This is a genomic window from Adhaeribacter sp., assembly GCF_057359045.1.
The window spans coordinates 12,221-28,489 of the sequence record NZ_JBMQUD010000034.1 but is presented as its reverse complement, the minus strand read 5'-3'; the positions used below and the strand labels follow the sequence as shown (position 1 = coordinate 28,489).

The window sequence follows — 16,269 nt, the reverse complement described above, 5'->3', positions numbered from 1 at the left end:
TCGCTGGTCCGCCTGCTCGACAGCCTGGAGCGGCGTGGCTTCATAGAACGTCGCGAGGACGAATCAGACCGCCGCGCCCGCGGCATCCATCTGACCCGCACCGGCCGTGACCTCGCGGTGCGCGCGGCGCGCATCGGCAACAGCCTGCAGAAGCGCCTGCTGGAGAGCGTGCCGGCCGGTTTATTGCCGGCCGGAGAATAATAGCTTACCCCAATACCTATCCCGGTCAGAAACAATAAGGCTATAAGGCCACCTAACCACCAGTTAAAGGTACGGGGTGGTTTTACCGGCGCATCCAGCTTCTTTTCCATTGCCTCCCAGGCCACGGGGTCAAATTCCGGATTATATTCCGAAGCCGCCTTCCGGAAAAGGTCGTCTAGTTCGTCTTCAGGCATATCTCCGATACTCATCCGTTAAACTTTTTTTTAAACGGGCCTGCAAATTGGCGCGGGCCTTAAACAAATTAGATTTTGAAGTGCCCACCGAAATATTCAGCGTTTCGGCTATTTCTTCGTGGGTATATCCATCAATTACATACAAGTTAAACACCATGCGGTAGCCCGGCGACAAATCCTGAATTAACCGTAATAAGTCTTCGTAGCTTAGTTGGTCCTCAACACTTTCGGTAGTTGCTTTCTGCTCCAGCTCCTGCACATCCTGGGCATAATAGTGTTTTAAATTATGCCGGTAATTATCTAAAGCGGTATTAATCATTATTCTCCGAACCCAGCCTTTAAAGGAACGCTCCGGGTCGTATTTTTTTATTCTGGTAAATATTTTTAAAAAGCCATCGTTCAGCACTTCTACTGCTTCTTCGCGGGTTTGGCAGTAGCGCATGCAAACGCTCATGGTATAGCCATAAAAAAGCTGGTACAGCTTTTTTTGTGCTTTCCTTTCTTCTCTTATACAACCCTGTATAAGCGATAGCAAATCTTTATTGCCGGTTTCCCCCACGTTTATGTTGTTTGCGCCCCCAGCACGGATAGTTTTCCCAAAGGGTTGCCTCAGGTGTATAAATTAATTAAATATTTTTCAAGCACCTGATTTTTAGAATATTATTTTTCAGATATAAATTATTACTCCCGATAGATTTTACCCAGTGCGCACTAAATTTATAAGAACAGTATCAGCCAACTTGCCTTGGGTACCGTATTAAATCTGGTGCAGGCACTAGCCGGTAAGGCGTAGCCCAAACCACAGGTGCCTTAAACCGGCGCTTAGCTAAGCGCAAAGTTGCTTTGGCGTTTGGCCCGAGCGGGCGCTCAGGTATCTACATAATTTAACTTAAATGATTAAAAAAGATGAAAGCATTACTTAAACTTATACCGGCAGTGGCAATGGCTTTAACCGGCAGCATGGCTTTGGCCCAAAGTTCTGGCAGTACTACTACCCAACAGAATAAAGCCAGCAGCAAAACCAATACAACCAATACCAACTCGGCTACCCGTACCGAAACTGCTGTTGGGGCACCTACCCGCGCCGACGACCAGATGAACCAGGGTAACCCCGGTAACCCGGCTAACCAGGCTACATCTACCCAAGCCGAAAACAACAAAGCCAGCCAGGCGGTAAAAAAGAAAAGTACCACCAAACAAATTAAGCGCACAAAAGCCAACCATAGCACGGGCACCACCAGCAGTTTACATAACGATAACAACAGTACTACCATGCTTAATATGGCAGCAACTAACCGGGCTGGCGGCCTGGCCGCAGATAACCAGGACCAAACCACTCAAATGGCAACCGCTACCACCCGCATGCAGTTAATGCAAGATAAAATGCGGTATATGCAACAGAAAATTGAGCTGCAGCAAAGCATATTGCAAAAAGAGCAAAAAGCCAAAAAAGTACAGCCGCAGTTACAGGAACTAGATGCCCAGATCCAAAGCCTGGATAACCAACTGAGCCATTTAAAGGAGTCGGTTAAATAACCTTTTTAGCAGAATATTTATTTATATTATCTGAAAGCCAGTATAATATACTGGCTTTCTTTTTTTACTGGCTTATGCGGTGCTATATCATGCGTTAAGCCCAATAGCTATTGGTGTTTATTTAGATAAATAAGGAAATTTAAATATTTTCACGGCGATTTAGGCCAAAACCGGCTACAAAGCACCGAAAAGAACTAAAATTGGTTACACCCGTAAAAAACTTTAAACTGATAATTATATGATTTTGAATAACTTCTCTCTTACCAAATATGTAACTGTGGTATTGCTCCTGTTTTCGCCGGTAATGTTTGGCTGTTCGGTATTTTCCGGCAGCTCTTCTAGCGATCCTATGGTTACGGCCCAACAGCAACAAATAAAAACCCTCGAAGACGAGGTAAAGTCCCAAAAACGTCGTGCCGACGAGGCGGAGCAACTTTACAAACGGGAAAAAGATTTACTTAACGCTAAAAAGAGTGAACTAAAGGCGGCTAACCGTTTATTAAAAGTATACGAAAAGCAATCTAACTAAAATGAACCAGGCACTTACTGCCTGAAATGGTTAATCCATCAGAAATTATTAAAAAGCCGGTTAAGTACCGGCTTTTTTTATGCCTTCCCGCCAGGTCTTGCTTTAATGCAAAATATTAACTGCTTCTTTGTTCACTTTCCTTTAAAAATAACGTAGTACCGTTGTAATGCGTAACCAGTTCTAATTCCTTTGACAACGACAACACCTCCTGAAAATAAGAAGCATACGGGTAAAACAATTCTAAAAGTCCTGCTTTGGATTATTGGAGTACCCTTATTATTAGTATTGCTGGTAATTATTGCCTTGCAATTTACCGCTACCCAAAACTTTCTGGCCGATAAGGGCACTGCCTGGTTATCGCAGAAGCTAAATACCACGGTCCGCATCGACCGCATTAAAACTGATTTCCGGAACAGCTTTGTACTGGAAGGTTTTTATATAGAAGATCAGCAAAAAGACACCTTATTATATGCCGGCCGCCTGGGTGTGGATATAAATTTCTTTTCGTTGCTTAACAGCGAAATTAATATCAGCTCTGCTACACTGCGCAACGCCACGGCGCATGTTAAAACCTTTATGCCCGACAGCACCACCAACTACGATTTTGTGCTGAATGCCTTTGCCGCCGATACTGCCGCGGCCCAACCTGCCGATACCATGGCTACCGGCTTTGTGTATAAAATTGGCGATGTAAGCCTGGAGAATATTTTCTTTACCATGGACGACCAGATTTATGGCAACAACGTCCGGACCCGCATTGGCAGTTTGGCCGCTAACATGGACGAGCTAAACCCTGAAAAAGAAATTTACCGGCTAAACAATGTTACCCTAAAAAATAGCTACGCCAATATAATCCAGACCAAAACGGTACCACCCGATACGGCTGCTTCGGAGCCGCTTACCATGCAGTTTGGTCTGGGCAAAGTAGCTTTAGAAAATATTAAACTCAATTACCAGAACACGGTAGCAGCCCAACGCATTATCATGAATGTGGGCCAGACTGAACTGACCGCCGACAATATTGATATACCCAACGCCAAAGTAAACCTGAACAAATTTGCCTTACAAAATAGCTACCTGGCTTACTTCCAGGACAAAAATACGCCTACCGATTCACTGACCATAAACCCGGAAGCTACTGTTAAAAAGCTTGATGATGCGGTAGAAAAGAAAGAAGGCGCTCCGGTAGATTGGGTAGTTACCCTTAAAAATTTAGATTTGGCTGGTTTACGCGTGCAGTTTGGCAACTACAATACGCCCGAACTGAAGCAGGGCATGGACTTTAACCACCTCGATTTTACCGATATTAACCTAAACGTTGATAATATTTATTACAGCCTGAACCGCACCACCGCCGATTTACAAGCGATGAGCTTGAAAGAAAAGAGCGGTTTTACGGTTAAGAATTTTTCTTCGGATATTACCGTAGATTCTACCCACGCCGAGCTGGCCAACTTAAACCTGGAAACCGGCGAAAGCATTTTGCGGCGGCACCTGGCCATTGGTTACCCCAGCCTTGAAACCATTGCCGATAATATTAACCGCCTGACCATAAACGCCGACATGGCCAACTCTAAAATTGGCTTCCGCGATTTATTGTATTTCCAGCCGGCCTTGGCCAGTAATCCGTCGTTTAGGAGTTTACTGAACAAGCCGCTTTACCTCGATGGCCGCGTAACCGGCCGGGTAGATAATTTACGGATTGAGCGATTACAAATGGCCGGCTTAAACGGCACGGCTGTAAATGCCAGCGGCACCATTACCGGTTTGCCCGATGTAGATAAAACCAACCTGAACCTGGATATTAATCGCTTTAGCGTGGCCCGCGCCGATATTATGGCGTTTCTGCCGCCCGGCACCTTACCGGCCGGGTACCGCATTCCGGAGCGCGTAACGGCCAGCGGCGGTATTAAAGGCGGCATGCAAAACCTAGAATTGCAAAATTTACGCGTAACCGCGGCACCCGGCACCAACTTACAAGCCAGCGGCACGTTACGCAACCTTACCAATCCGGATAACCTGTACGCCAACCTGCGCATTCAGAATTTTTCTACTACCCGCGCCGATATTCAGAATTTATTACCCAAAGATTTGATTCCGGCCAATATTCAGTTGCCCGATCGCATGACGCTAAAAGGTACCTTTACCGGCTCTCTGGATAACTTCACCACTAACCCGGTTATTACTACCTCCTTTGGCAATGCTACCGCTAACCTACGCATGCAAGCCGGCGAGCGCTACAACGGCACCATAAGTGTAGATCGCCTGGATTTAGGTAAAATAATGCGCGATACCACCATGGGCCCCATTACAGCCACCGCCCGTGTAAACGGTACCGGCTTAACCCCCGAAACCATGCGGGCCGATATTGATGCAACCGTAGCATCGGTACGCTACAACCGCTACAACTACAACAATATTGCCCTAAAAGGTACCGCCGACCGCAACTTGTTTAACGGCACCGTAAACATGCGCGACAACAACCTGGCCTTTAATTTTGATGGGACCGTAAATATGCGCGCCGCCGAGCCCAGCTATAACTTTACCTTAAACCTCGATGAGGCCAATTTGCAAGCACTTAATTTTTACAACGACCCCATGCGCCTGCAAGGCAAAGTGGTAGCCGATATGCGCGGTGCTTCTTTAAACACGCTGAACGGTACTTTAGATGCCGGCAAACTTACCCTACGGCAAGGACCTAAAACCTACCGCCTGGATTCGCTCTTTGTGCGCATGGCCAACCAGGTGGGCCGCACCGATATTGCCATTCGGTCAGATTTACTTAATGGTTATTTCCGGGGTGCCAACAGCGCCGAAGATTTAGCCACCGCCTTCTCCAAAAAAATAGATTCGTACTTTAATATTCAGGATGCACCTTTCCCGGCTAACGTAAACCTCGCCGATTTTAATTTTGATTTTCGGTTCCGGCGCACCGATTTACTAACCAATGGTTTGGTACCGGGCCTGAATAAATTTGGTCCGGGCGTGCTTACCGGGGCCTATACGGCGGCCAACCAAAACTTAACGGTAAACGGCTATTTGCCCCAGATTATTTACACCACCTATAACCTCGATAGTTTACAATTACAACTACGCGGCGATGCAAATAAACTCAATTACGCCTTAACCCTGAACGAGCTTTCTGACTCGACCATGCTGGTGAAAAACCTGAAGTTTGGCGGCTATGCCCAGAACGATAATGTAAAGCTACGGGTGGGTATTTCGGAAGATAACGGCCAGGAACGCTTTGCTTTGGGCGGCATGCTCAGCACGCTACAGAATGCCTATCAGTTTAAGTTTACCCCCGGCGACGTAGTATTTAACGGGGAACCCTGGAACGTTACCCCCGATAATTACCTGCAATATTACAACAACGGCGCTATTTACGCGAACAATGTGCGGCTGGAGCAAGGCGGTAATTCGCTGGCCATAACCAGCCTGGGCAACAACCGCAACAATGCGCCGCTGCAAATTACTTTTGGCAACTTCCAGTTATCTAATATTTCGCAGGCCATTGAACGTAACGACAGCCTGATTACCGGTGCGGTAAACGGTACAGTTACATTACAGGATATTGCCACCAAACTTAGCTTCACTTCCGATTTAACGGTAAAAAGCTTTGCTTTCCAGAAAAATTTAATTGGCGATATTGGTTTACAGGCCAGCAATGCCGCCGGCGACCGCTACAATGTATTGGCTACTTTAACCGGTAACGGCAATAACTTAAGCGTAAACGGCTACTACATTGCCCAAACCACCGACAATGCCCTTAACCTGACCGCCGACATCACGAATATTAACTTAGCCGCTTTTGAAGGATTTGCTTTGGGTCAGGTACAAGATTTATCGGGTTCGTTGGTGGGCCGTTTAAACATTACGGGTAGTCTGGCGCAGCCCAATATTCGGGGGCAGGCCACTTTTACCAACGCCTCTTTTGTGCCTACTATGCTGGGTGCCCCGTTCCGCCTCAACTCCGAAACCATGACTTTTGATGAGCGGGGGATTAACTTCTCTAATTTTACCTTGCTGGACTCGGTAAACAACAAAGCCGTGGTAAATGGTACCGTTTTTACGCGCGATTACCTGAACTACCGCTTTGCGCTGGATGTAACCACCAACAACTTTGTGGTCATGAATTCTACCGCGGCCGATAATGATCTTTATTACGGTAAATTAATTCTGGACACCAACGCGAAAATTGCCGGCGAAGAAAACCATCCGGAAATTACCGGGCGGATAAAAGTAATCGAAGGCTCCGCCATGACTATGGTAATTCCGTCTACGGCGGCTGGCATAGTAGAGCACGAAGGTATTACGCAGTTTGTAGACATGAGCGATACGCTGGCGGCCCGCCTAGCCGAGCTGCAAAAACGCGATACTTTAACCCAAACCGGGCTGCTGGGCTATAATATTAGTGCGGTTATTGATGTATCGGATGATATTCCCTTTACCGTTATCATGGACGAAGCCACTGGCGATTTTATCGAAATTAGAGGACGGGGCGAGTTAAATACCGGCATGGACGACGACGGCAATATTAGCCTGAGCGGCCGCTACGTGGTTACCAGCGGCAAATACCAGCTTAACTTTTACGGTTTGGCCCAACGCGAATTTAATATTGCCCGCGGTAGCAGCATTACCTGGGCCGGCGACCCGCTGGTAGCCGACTTGGATATCCGGGCTATCTACAACGTAAAAACCGCCCCAACCGAATTAATAGAAGCCCAACTCGAATCGGAACTGGCCCGTAACCAATCGCGCAACCAATTACCTTTTAATGTACTCATCAACTTAAAAGGCGATATGCTGAAGCCGGATATTTCGTTTGACGTAGAATTGCCGGAAAACGAACGGCGCAGCGAATTTGGCAACTTAGCTTATAGCCGCTTGCAACAAATCCGGCAAGACCCTTCCGAAATTAACCGCCAGGCTTTTTCCCTGATTGTGTTGGGCCGGTTTATGGGTACCGATCCGTTGCAATCGGCAGGCGGGGGCACTTTGGCCGCTACCGCCCGCTCCAGTGTAAGCTCTTTATTGAGCGACCAACTAAATAAATTAACCGGGCAATATTTAGGTGGCCTGGGGCTGGAATTAGGCTTAAATTCTTATCAGGATTTTTCTACTACTACCGGCTCGGGGCAAAACCGTACGGATTTAAATGTAGCCCTGAACCAGGAATTTTTAAATAACCGGCTGGTGGTGCGCGTTGGTACCGATGTAGGTCTGGAAGGCCGAAGTACGCAAAGTGGTAATAGCGGTTTTGCCGGCAACTTATCGGTAGAGTACCTGATTACACCTAACGGCCGTTTGCGCGTACGGGGCTTTAAACAAAATTCTTACGAAGACCTGGCCGAAACAGAAGTACAGGAAACCGGCCTCGCCCTCATCTTTACCCGCAACTTCGATAACCTTTCTGATATGTTTAAAAACCTGGGAAGGTCCCGGAGAGGCAACAACCGTAATAAAAGCGAGGTAGAACCTCTTGTCCAGAATTAATTAAATCTTTTTACTTTAACATGATTGGCTTACGCCTTACGCCCCAACATTACTGGCTTACTTACCCAAAACTGACCTTGTCGGTTTTAAGTATATTCAGCCTTTTTTATTTAGCTGGTTGCAGTGGTACCGGCAAGTTACCCGAAGGCAAACGCCTTTATACCGGTGCTACTGTAAAGCTAGAATCGAAAGAAAAAATTAAAAACGAAACGGCTTTATCTACGGAGTTGGCCGCTACCATTACGCCCAAACCCAATACTTCTTTCTTTGGTATCCGGCCTGGCTTGTTTTTTTATAACCTAGCCGGTACGCCCAAAAAGAAAAAAGGGCTGCGCAGTTTTATTAAAAATAATTTAGGCGAAGAACCGGTATTTTACGACTCGGTAAACAACAAACACATTACCGATTTAATGGTAAACCGCTTAAATAATGCCGGTTATTTTAACTCTACGGTAGCTTATAAAGAAAACGTAAAAGGTAAAACCGTAAACGTTACGTACACAGCGCAGGTAGCCAAACCCTACACCATTAGCCAGGTTGTTTACCCCACTGGCGATTCGTTGGGGCAGATTTACCGCGATATTACCGCCTCTCAGGCCGCTAGTTTGTTGAAAGCGGGTGATAATTATAACCTCGCTACCTTTACCGCCGAGCGCGTCCGGATTGACGCCGACCTGAAAAATAAAGGCTACTTTTATTTCGATCCGGATTTTATTTTGTTTAAGGTAGATACCACCCAGAATAATTATACGGTAAATATTTATCCCACCATTAAGGCCGAAGCGCCCGAAAAAGCGGTGCTACCTTACAAATTAGGCGACATCCGGATTTATACTAACTACACCTTACGCATGGATAGTAGTGCTTATCCTAATCCGCCGGTGCGGGTATTGGGCTATCATTATTACCCCGATGAAAAATCCCTGAAAGCCAAACACCTGTTGCCGTCGGTATTTCTGGAGAAAGATAGCCTGTATAACCGCCGCGACCACGCCCTGACGGTTAGCCGGCTTATGGGTTTAGGCTTGTTCCGGTTTGTAGATGTACAGTTCCGCGACAGCGATAGCCTGGCGCAAGCCCTGAACGCGAATATCCGGTTAACGCCTTCGCGGTTACAGTCGTTGCGGGCCGAACTGGAAGCCGTAACCAAAACCAACGGCTTTGCCGGCCCGGGTTTTAACGCCCGGTACCGCCACCGTAACCTGATGCGAGGCGCCGAGCAATTTCAGTTAAACTTTAATATCAGCCAGGAAACCCAGTTTGGGAAAGGCCGCAACTCCGGCGATAGCGGTAGTTCCGGCTCAAGCGGCAGTAGTGGCGGTTTAAATTCCTTAATTTTTGGTACGCAGGCCCAGTTAGATGTGCCCCGCTTCATGACTCCATTTAACCTAACTAACCTCCGAACCGAATTTGTACCCAAAACCCGTTTTACTTTGGGCTATAATTATACCAACCGGGTAAATTATTACCAAATGAATGCCTATAACGCTACTTACGGGTACATTTGGCGGCCAAAACCGCGTATTACGCACGAGATTACGCCCATTAACTTGCAATTTGCTCGACTAAGCAACGTGGGACCCGATTTTCAGAGAAAGCTTGACCAAAATCTTTTTCTGCGGCGCAGTTTTGAAGAACAATTTATTGTGGGTTCTATTTATAGTTTTACTTACAACACCCAAAATCAGCAACAGCACCGGCGCGACTTTTTCTTTAATGCCAACCTCGACTTATCGGGTAATTTATTGAGTTTGTTTACGTCTAAAATTCAACGACAAGAAGAAATTCCAAATACTTTTATTAAACAACCTTTTTCGCAATATACGCGCCTGTCGCTCGAAGGCCGCTATTACCAGAATATAAGCCGGGGCAGCCGTTTGGCCTCCCGCGTAATAGTAGGAGCCGGTATTCCGTATAATAATTCTGAGACCTTGCCTTACATTAAGCAATTTTTTATTGGGGGCTCTAATAGTATAAGGGCTTTCCGGCCGCGTGAAGTGGGGCCGGGTACGTACTCTGTTACCACCGATCCCAATCAAGCCGACGATATTAGTAATGGCTTCTTCGACCAGACGGGTGATATTAAATTTGAAGCCAACGTAGAATACCGCTTTAACATTATTCCGTACCTGAAAGGAGCTTTATTTGTAGATGCCGGTAATATTTGGCTGGCCCGCGCCAGCGCCGACCGCCCGGGTGGCGAATTTGTATTCAGCAAAGCCTTAAGCCAGCTAGCCGTAGGTACGGGTGCCGGCTTGCGCATCGATGCTGAATTTTTTGTGCTTCGGTTCGATTTAGGTATTCCGGTGCGGGACCCGATTCAGGAATCTCCGTATGTGTTTTCTTTTCCGCCCCAGCGTAAAAACATGGTTTTACACATTGCCGTGGGCTATCCGTTTTAAGTACTTAATAAGCCTTTTATTAGAACAATTAATGCGTATGTTTCCGGTTGAATGCTTTCAGCTATAAGCCTTTAACCGGAAACATACACAGGCTTAGGTACATTTTATACATTTAGCAGATTAAAGATTGATTTTAGAGAATATTTATATCGGCACCTCTGGTTATCATTACAAGCATTGGCGCGATATATTTTATCCGCCTAAAACAAAACCCGCCGAATATTTAAATTATTACCTCCGGTATTTTAACACCGTTGAGATTAACAACTCTTTTTACCGATTACCCACTTACGAGACTTTTGCCAGCTGGCGGCAATCGGTGCCGGCCAATTTTGTTTTTGCGGTAAAGGCCAGCCGGTTTATTACCCACCTGAAGAAACTGAAAGATCCGCAACAGTCTCTGAGTAATTTCTTGCAAAACGTAACAGCCCTGGAAGAAAAACTAGGGCCTATTTTGTTTCAGTTGCCGCCGCGCTGGCACTGCGACTTACCCCGTTTAAAACAATTTTTACAGGCCCTGCCCACCGGCTTTTTATACACCTTTGAGTTTCGCGACCATACCTGGTACCAGGAGCCGGTTTATGATTTGCTCCGGCAATACCAGGCAGCCTTTTGCATTTACGACCTGGAGCAACACCAATCGCCGGTAGTTATTACTGCTAATTTTGTTTACGTGCGGTTACATGGCCCCACGGGCAAATACAACGGCAGTTACTCCGACGAAACCCTGCAAAATTGGGCAACTTTGGCGGTTAACTGGGCGCAAGGCGGTAAAGCTGTGTATATTTATTTCGATAACGATATTGGTGGCCATGCCGTGGTAGATGCCCAACGCCTACAGGTTATGCTAAACCAATTATAGGTGCCGGAAAACAGGTAATATTTTTGACTTCATAGCAAAAGCTGATATAAGGCACCCTGCATAATATTCGTGAACCATCTCCGGCCGGGAATCAACCCTTCCGCCCTGCGGGCACCTTCTCTAAACTAGGGAAGGAGTTGCGGTAACGCAGCTTCAGTAGCGAACCTAATGTAGGCGCTTAGCTAATAAATTTCCTCATATAAAGTTCAAGGCAGAATACTGGTAGCTACTGCAAGTATTGCAGTCGGTGAAGTGAAGACCTTTTGGAAGATTCTCTTCTGGAAGATTCTCTTCTGGAAGATTCTCTTCTTGGATTCCGGTGCTTTAGCATTGCGACGGAGGAGCAAAGGAAGATTAGACCGTCTGAACGCACTGACAGGGCCAAGTGGCCGGGAGCTGAGTTAGGCAAATGCATACTGTTAGCACCACCGCCTCGCAAGATAAAATCTGGCAAATATTCCCTAGTATTCAGAACTAAAGAAATATACGATACCAGACTGAAATTAAAAGACGTATAGTTATAGAGAGATTAGTTAATTATAACCAGGCTTATTAAACCGTTTGCCAGGGAGTTACTGTAAACGAACCGGCACCAGCTAGCTGCACATAATAAAGCTTATCAAAACCTTCGGTTAGTTGGGGTATTTCCAGTCGCTTGCGGGTACCCCAAATACCTTTTTCCGGCACTAGGGCTTTACCCGTACGGCCCTGGTTGCGCAGCAAGGCCGCCGGTACATTAGAATTAAAGTAATAGCCAATTATTTCGTAGCTGGCTGCGCGGGCCTGGGAAATATATTTAGCTCTTTCCAGTGCGGTTGGGTTGGTATTATCTACTACAAAGCGTTGGCGCGTTTGCAAACAAGCCGTTAGAAATACCTGCTCCCGGAAACGCGTACGTAACAAATCCAGGCTAATGCGAACATGCGTGGCCATAAAATATTGCTGGTAAAAAGTTGTTTTGCCCGTTGCCTGAATCCCACAAAAAATGATGGCCTGCATTATTTATAGTTATGGCGAATATTATTTGCTCGGCGGTTATAATATTTAAATTACACCGTTACTGTTTTAATTTTATATACCTCTAAACATAACGCTCTAATAAAAAACAGAACAGCCACCTTAATCCTAATAAATATTGCCCACGGCAGCAATGTTTAACTCAAAAATTATAACAAAATTATTCAGGTTATTTGCTTCTGGAGGCACCAGGTAGTCATGCAACGGAGATTTTGCACATTGGTGGTTTTAAGAGGCTCAAATAATCTTCCGTTAAGCGCTTGGGTATAATGGTGCAAAGTTTGTTCATCAACCAAAAACCTTTGGGAGCCATCGGGGAGTAAGTAGCGGCCATTGCCCAGGGGCTGTACCAGGTGCGCTAGCCCAATAGAAGAAGCTAACCGCACAAACAAAAAGCCACCGGGTTTTAGTACCCGCCAAAGAGAATGGAGCATCTGCTCAAAGTGCGGCGGATTTTGCGCAAAATGCAACACCGCACTGGCTATTACCAAATCAAAGCTAGCCTCCGGAAAATCCATGTTTTCGATAGCCCTTACCCTAAAGTTCTGGGCCGGCAAATTAGGGGCTAATTGCGCTGCTAATTGCTGCACCGCGGCAACCGCCATGTTATCAGAGTCGGTGGCAAAAACATTTAAACCTTGACGCAGAAAATAAACCAAATTACGCCCATTACCACAACCGGCATCTAATATGGTGCTGCAATCTGCAAAGCGCCCTTTCAGCAATTGGTCGAACAGGTAAATATCTATACCGCCGAAAGTTTCCTGTAAACTGTTTTCTGTTCCAATCATTCTTCCTCCGGTAAGCTAAAGTAAACCTACTTTGTTTTCTTTTTTAAAGGCCGACTTAAAAATTATTTACTTCGCCACCCGGTTAAAAACAAATAAATCTTTAAACACCCATTTGCCGTTTTGCTGGTTGCCCCGGGCAATTACAAACTGATTAGGAGAACGCTTTTCGTAGAGAATGCGTAAATCTTCGCCTTCTTTCTGAAAAACCGCCCGGTCTTTGCTAGCTTCAATAAAATTATACCGGTCTTGTTTATCTTTTTCTTCTACGCCCACCAACCCCGGTGTAAAATGCTTTACCAAAGAGGTTAAACCTTTGTCGGATACTTCGTAAGCCAATATTTCGTACATGCTTACTTTATTATCTTTCATCATGCGCATCATGCCTACCATGTTGTCGCCGTTGGCGGCCATCCAATAGCCTTCTACGTTCCGGCCATCGTTGGTGGCTTTCCAGTGACCTTCTATAAAGCGCATATCGGCGAGGCTGCCTTTGGATTGGGCTTGCGCCGCCGAGAATAAACTAGTACCCAGCAGGCACAAAAAAGAGAAGAAAATATTACGACTAACCAAAGTAAATGAGTGGCGCATGGGGTTTGTTTTAAATAAAAAGCTGTTATAATTGATTTAAGAGGTTAATTTAAAAATAAAATAATGCCGGCGTAATATTTTTTAACCAGAAGTTACTTTACGCTATTTTAACCCGCTGCCCGCTGCTGGCCGATTTATAAATAGCCTGCACAATCCGGATGTCGCGTAAGCCTTCTTCACCGGGCACCAGTAAAGGTTTATTTTGCATAATGGCCAAAGCATCATCGTCCATTTGGTTTGCTTGTTGCCAGGGCAATTGGTAAGGATGGTTTATTTCGCCTAATGGACTGCTGCCTTTTACCCCGGCATAAGCAGAGTAAGGCGCCATTTTTATTTCGCCTTTCTGGCAGGTAATATTTAAAAAATTAGTGTTTTCGCCAAAGCTGGTTTTAATATCGGCCATTACGCCGCCTGGAAACTCTAAAGTAGCTACCGTGGTTTCGTCGAGGCCATTTTTATAAATTTCGGGCCGGGTAGTAGAGGTTTTCGCCGATACAATGGCAACCGGCTCCATACCGGCTCCTAATCGGGCACCCTGAATGGCATACACGCCCATGTCGTAGAGCACGCCGCCACCCATTTCTTTTTTCTGCTTCCAATGGTCAGTGCGGCCCTCGCGGTAGCCGGCAGCGCAGTTTACTTTTTGTACGTTGCCCAACAGTTTCTTCTGCACAATGCGGCAGTATTCCTGGGTATTAGGCTCGTGTTGTAATCGGTAACCAATGGCCAAGGTCTTCTTGTTTTTGCGGCAGGCATCTATCATGGCCTGGCACTCCTGCACGGTTATAGCCATGGGTTTTTCGCACCACACGTGTTTACCCGCGTTGGCAGCCCGCACCACGTACTCCCGGTGCATAGAGGGCGGCAACACTACGTACACCACATCTATATCGGGGTTATTGGCTATTTGGTCAAAATTGCTGTAGTTGTAAATATTTTTATCCGGAATGTTGTACTTCTTTTTCCAGGCTTCGGCTTTGCTGGGCGTGCCGGTTACAATTCCCGCCAGGTAGCAGTTTTTAGTCTGCCGCAGAGCCGGAGCCAGTAAATCGGTGCTGTAGTAGCCTAAACCTACTAAAGCCACCCCTAAGCGCGTTTTTTGGGGTGCGGTGGCGGCCAGTAAGGTGTTGGGCGAGAACAAAGCGGCAGCACTACCTAAAGCCAGGGTTTTCAGAACATCGCGGCGGGAATTAAAAGTCATAGTTGCTTAAGATTGATGGGTTATAGCCAGATTTTAGATTCAGTATTGTAATATAAAGCTTAAATAATAAAAAGGTATTACGCACGATAAATCCGGAGGATTCTAAAGCTTACTTTAAAAATTTAAGTTTTGAAATTTCTTCTCAAAATAATGAATAAAAGGAGTTCTCTTTTTACATAATTGCCAAATATTTTTCAGGTCGGTTTACCCGGTAACTGTTAGCAAACTCCTTTAACATATCCAATATAGATTATTTAAATTACCTCGGAAACGGATAATAGCATTATTTAATTAATATTGTGATTAAATTTTGCTTTTCTAATAAATTTTTGTATATTTATTAGAGAGACATTTAGCGGATACACTGGGTGATCTTTTACGCCAACTTCTTGAAAGACGGCTTTCTTACAATCTTTATGGGGTTAATTGCAAAGGGTTAATCTCTGATAGTCAGGACATTATATTTAAGCATAAAGCTTCTTTTACCATAAATAGCTTTTTTTATTTAGGATTCTTTTCCCTTTTCCAAGTAGTTTTTCACCCTTCAAAGCCTTTCTGTTATGAAAACAAAACTAATCTTTCTTACCATGCTGGTATGGGCTATTACTGTACCGTTATTTGCCCAAAATCCATTAATTGGCACCTGGGTGGCCAGAACCGATTCGGTAGAGGAAATTAAGATATTTACGCCTACCCACTTTATGTTTGTTATTAAATCTTTACACGCCGATACTGTTGTAAACGGGGGTGGTGGTACTTATGCCATTAGAGGAAATAAATTAATCGAAAACTTGCAGACGCCGGATTTTACCGAATTTTACGTAAATCAGGAACCTTACAAAAAAATGAAAGCCGAATATAATTTTAGGGTAGAAGGTGATAAGTTTTACCAGAAGGGCGACTTTATTGTATCAGACACGCAAAAACATCCGATAGATCATACTTTTGTAAAAGTAAATACCGCTAAATCCTTTCCCAATAATCCGGCCATTGGCTCCTGGAACCAGCTTTCTTCTACGTACTGGGGGCCCGACGGCAAAAAAGAATCTCATACCCATGCCACGGCTACCCGTTTTCAGATTATTACGCCTACCCACTGGATGCGCACCAGCACCCGAAACAAAAAGCTGGAAAACCGAATGGGCGGTACTTACACCATGGCCGGCGATAAAATATATCCAAACCTAGAATACGCTTCTTTTAAAATAAATAAAGCCGATAAAGTAGAAATTACCCAGCGCGTAACAGGAGATAAAATGTACTGGACTGGTACAATTAAAGACGCAGCCGGCAAGACTTACTTTAACTTTGAAGATGTATTTCAACGGGTAAGCAACAAAACAGCCAGAGTAGCCTCAGTTAAATAGTAGTAATTACTACTATGCTCTATTGCCAACTTTAAAGTGGTACAAAACTGGCTGGGGTGCATAACATAAGAACCTCCCGTTTTAG

At 45.4% G+C, this 16,269-nt stretch carries 12 protein-coding genes; 7 read left to right on the top strand and 5 right to left on the bottom strand.

The window, feature by feature from the left end; genetic code table 11:
- Window positions 1-201: MarR family transcriptional regulator (locus ACO1R6_RS05785; protein WP_486262976.1), on the top strand; the 201-nt coding region annotated here is incomplete at its 5' end.
- A gap of 186 nt (window positions 202-387) precedes the next feature.
- Here ACO1R6_RS05785 and ACO1R6_RS05780 read toward each other — a convergent pair.
- A complete protein-coding gene (locus tag ACO1R6_RS05780; protein WP_486262975.1) occupies window positions 388-849 on the bottom strand; it encodes an RNA polymerase sigma factor in 462 nt (153 codons plus the stop codon).
- Between the two features lie 452 nt (window positions 850-1,301).
- Between ACO1R6_RS05780 and ACO1R6_RS05775 the strand changes: the two genes are divergently transcribed.
- The 5 genes from ACO1R6_RS05775 (at window position 1,302) to ACO1R6_RS05755 (ending at window position 11,220) form a co-directional block, all read left to right on the top strand.
- The gene (locus ACO1R6_RS05775) at window positions 1,302-1,931 is read left to right on the top strand and encodes a hypothetical protein (RefSeq protein WP_486262973.1); all 630 of its coding nucleotides are present in this window, start codon (window positions 1,302-1,304) and stop codon (window positions 1,929-1,931) included.
- Between the two features lie 238 nt (window positions 1,932-2,169).
- Window positions 2,170-2,460 carry a hypothetical protein gene (locus tag ACO1R6_RS05770; protein WP_486262971.1) on the top strand — a complete coding sequence of 97 codons (291 nt, stop codon included), beginning with the start codon at window positions 2,170-2,172 and terminating at the stop codon, window positions 2,458-2,460.
- A gap of 189 nt (window positions 2,461-2,649) precedes the next feature.
- Window positions 2,650-7,956 carry a translocation/assembly module TamB domain-containing protein gene (locus tag ACO1R6_RS05765; RefSeq protein WP_486262969.1) on the top strand — a complete coding sequence of 1,769 codons (5,307 nt, stop codon included), beginning with the start codon at window positions 2,650-2,652 and terminating at the stop codon, window positions 7,954-7,956.
- A 20-nt stretch (window positions 7,957-7,976) separates the two neighbouring features.
- Window positions 7,977-10,358 carry a translocation and assembly module lipoprotein TamL gene (gene tamL, locus ACO1R6_RS05760; RefSeq protein WP_486262967.1) on the top strand — a complete coding sequence of 794 codons (2,382 nt, stop codon included), beginning with the start codon at window positions 7,977-7,979 and terminating at the stop codon, window positions 10,356-10,358.
- A gap of 127 nt (window positions 10,359-10,485) precedes the next feature.
- Window positions 10,486-11,220 (top strand): DUF72 domain-containing protein, encoded by a 735-nt coding sequence (locus tag ACO1R6_RS05755; RefSeq protein WP_486262966.1) that lies wholly within the window; start codon window positions 10,486-10,488, stop codon window positions 11,218-11,220.
- Between the two features lie 552 nt (window positions 11,221-11,772).
- Here the strand turns inward: ACO1R6_RS05755 and ACO1R6_RS05750 are convergent.
- The 4 genes from ACO1R6_RS05750 to ACO1R6_RS05735 all read right to left on the bottom strand — a co-directional run bounded on the left by ACO1R6_RS05750 (window position 11,773) and on the right by ACO1R6_RS05735 (window position 14,817).
- Entirely contained in the window at window positions 11,773-12,219 is a 447-nt protein-coding gene (locus tag ACO1R6_RS05750) for an ATP-binding protein (RefSeq protein WP_486262964.1), read from the bottom strand.
- 182 nt (window positions 12,220-12,401) lie between these two features.
- Window positions 12,402-13,028, bottom strand: a complete 627-nt coding sequence (locus ACO1R6_RS05745; protein ID WP_486262962.1) for a class I SAM-dependent methyltransferase — start codon at window positions 13,026-13,028, stop codon at window positions 12,402-12,404.
- Between the two features lie 66 nt (window positions 13,029-13,094).
- Window positions 13,095-13,616, bottom strand: coding sequence for a DUF6265 family protein (locus ACO1R6_RS05740; RefSeq protein WP_486262960.1), 522 nt, complete (start codon window positions 13,614-13,616; stop codon window positions 13,095-13,097).
- Window positions 13,617-13,713: 97 nt separating this feature from the next.
- A complete protein-coding gene (locus ACO1R6_RS05735) occupies window positions 13,714-14,817 on the bottom strand; it encodes a Gfo/Idh/MocA family protein (RefSeq protein ID WP_486262958.1) in 1,104 nt (367 codons plus the stop codon).
- Between the two features lie 560 nt (window positions 14,818-15,377).
- Between ACO1R6_RS05735 and ACO1R6_RS05730 the strand changes: the two genes are divergently transcribed.
- Complete coding sequence (locus ACO1R6_RS05730) at window positions 15,378-16,184, top strand: hypothetical protein (RefSeq protein WP_486262957.1); 807 nt, start codon at window positions 15,378-15,380, stop codon at window positions 16,182-16,184.
- Window positions 16,185-16,269: the final 85 nt, after the last annotated feature.

Bases quoted from the DNA above. Each gene is read 5' to 3' on its own strand.
- ACO1R6_RS05780 (WP_486262975.1), bottom strand. From the start codon at position 849: ATGAGCGTTTGCATGCGCTACTGCCAAACCCGCGAAGAAGCAGTAGAA.
- ACO1R6_RS05775 (WP_486262973.1), top strand. From the start codon at position 1,302: ATGAAAGCATTACTTAAACTTATACCGGCAGTGGCAATGGCTTTAACC.
- ACO1R6_RS05770 (WP_486262971.1), top strand. From the start codon at position 2,170: ATGATTTTGAATAACTTCTCTCTTACCAAATATGTAACTGTGGTATTG.
- tamL (WP_486262967.1), top strand. From the start codon at position 7,977: ATGATTGGCTTACGCCTTACGCCCCAACATTACTGGCTTACTTACCCA.
- ACO1R6_RS05750 (WP_486262964.1), bottom strand. From the start codon at position 12,219: ATGCAGGCCATCATTTTTTGTGGGATTCAGGCAACGGGCAAAACAACT.
- ACO1R6_RS05745 (WP_486262962.1), bottom strand. From the start codon at position 13,028: ATGATTGGAACAGAAAACAGTTTACAGGAAACTTTCGGCGGTATAGAT.
- ACO1R6_RS05740 (WP_486262960.1), bottom strand. From the start codon at position 13,616: ATGCGCCACTCATTTACTTTGGTTAGTCGTAATATTTTCTTCTCTTTT.
- ACO1R6_RS05735 (WP_486262958.1), bottom strand. From the start codon at position 14,817: ATGACTTTTAATTCCCGCCGCGATGTTCTGAAAACCCTGGCTTTAGGT.
- ACO1R6_RS05730 (WP_486262957.1), top strand. From the start codon at position 15,378: ATGAAAACAAAACTAATCTTTCTTACCATGCTGGTATGGGCTATTACT.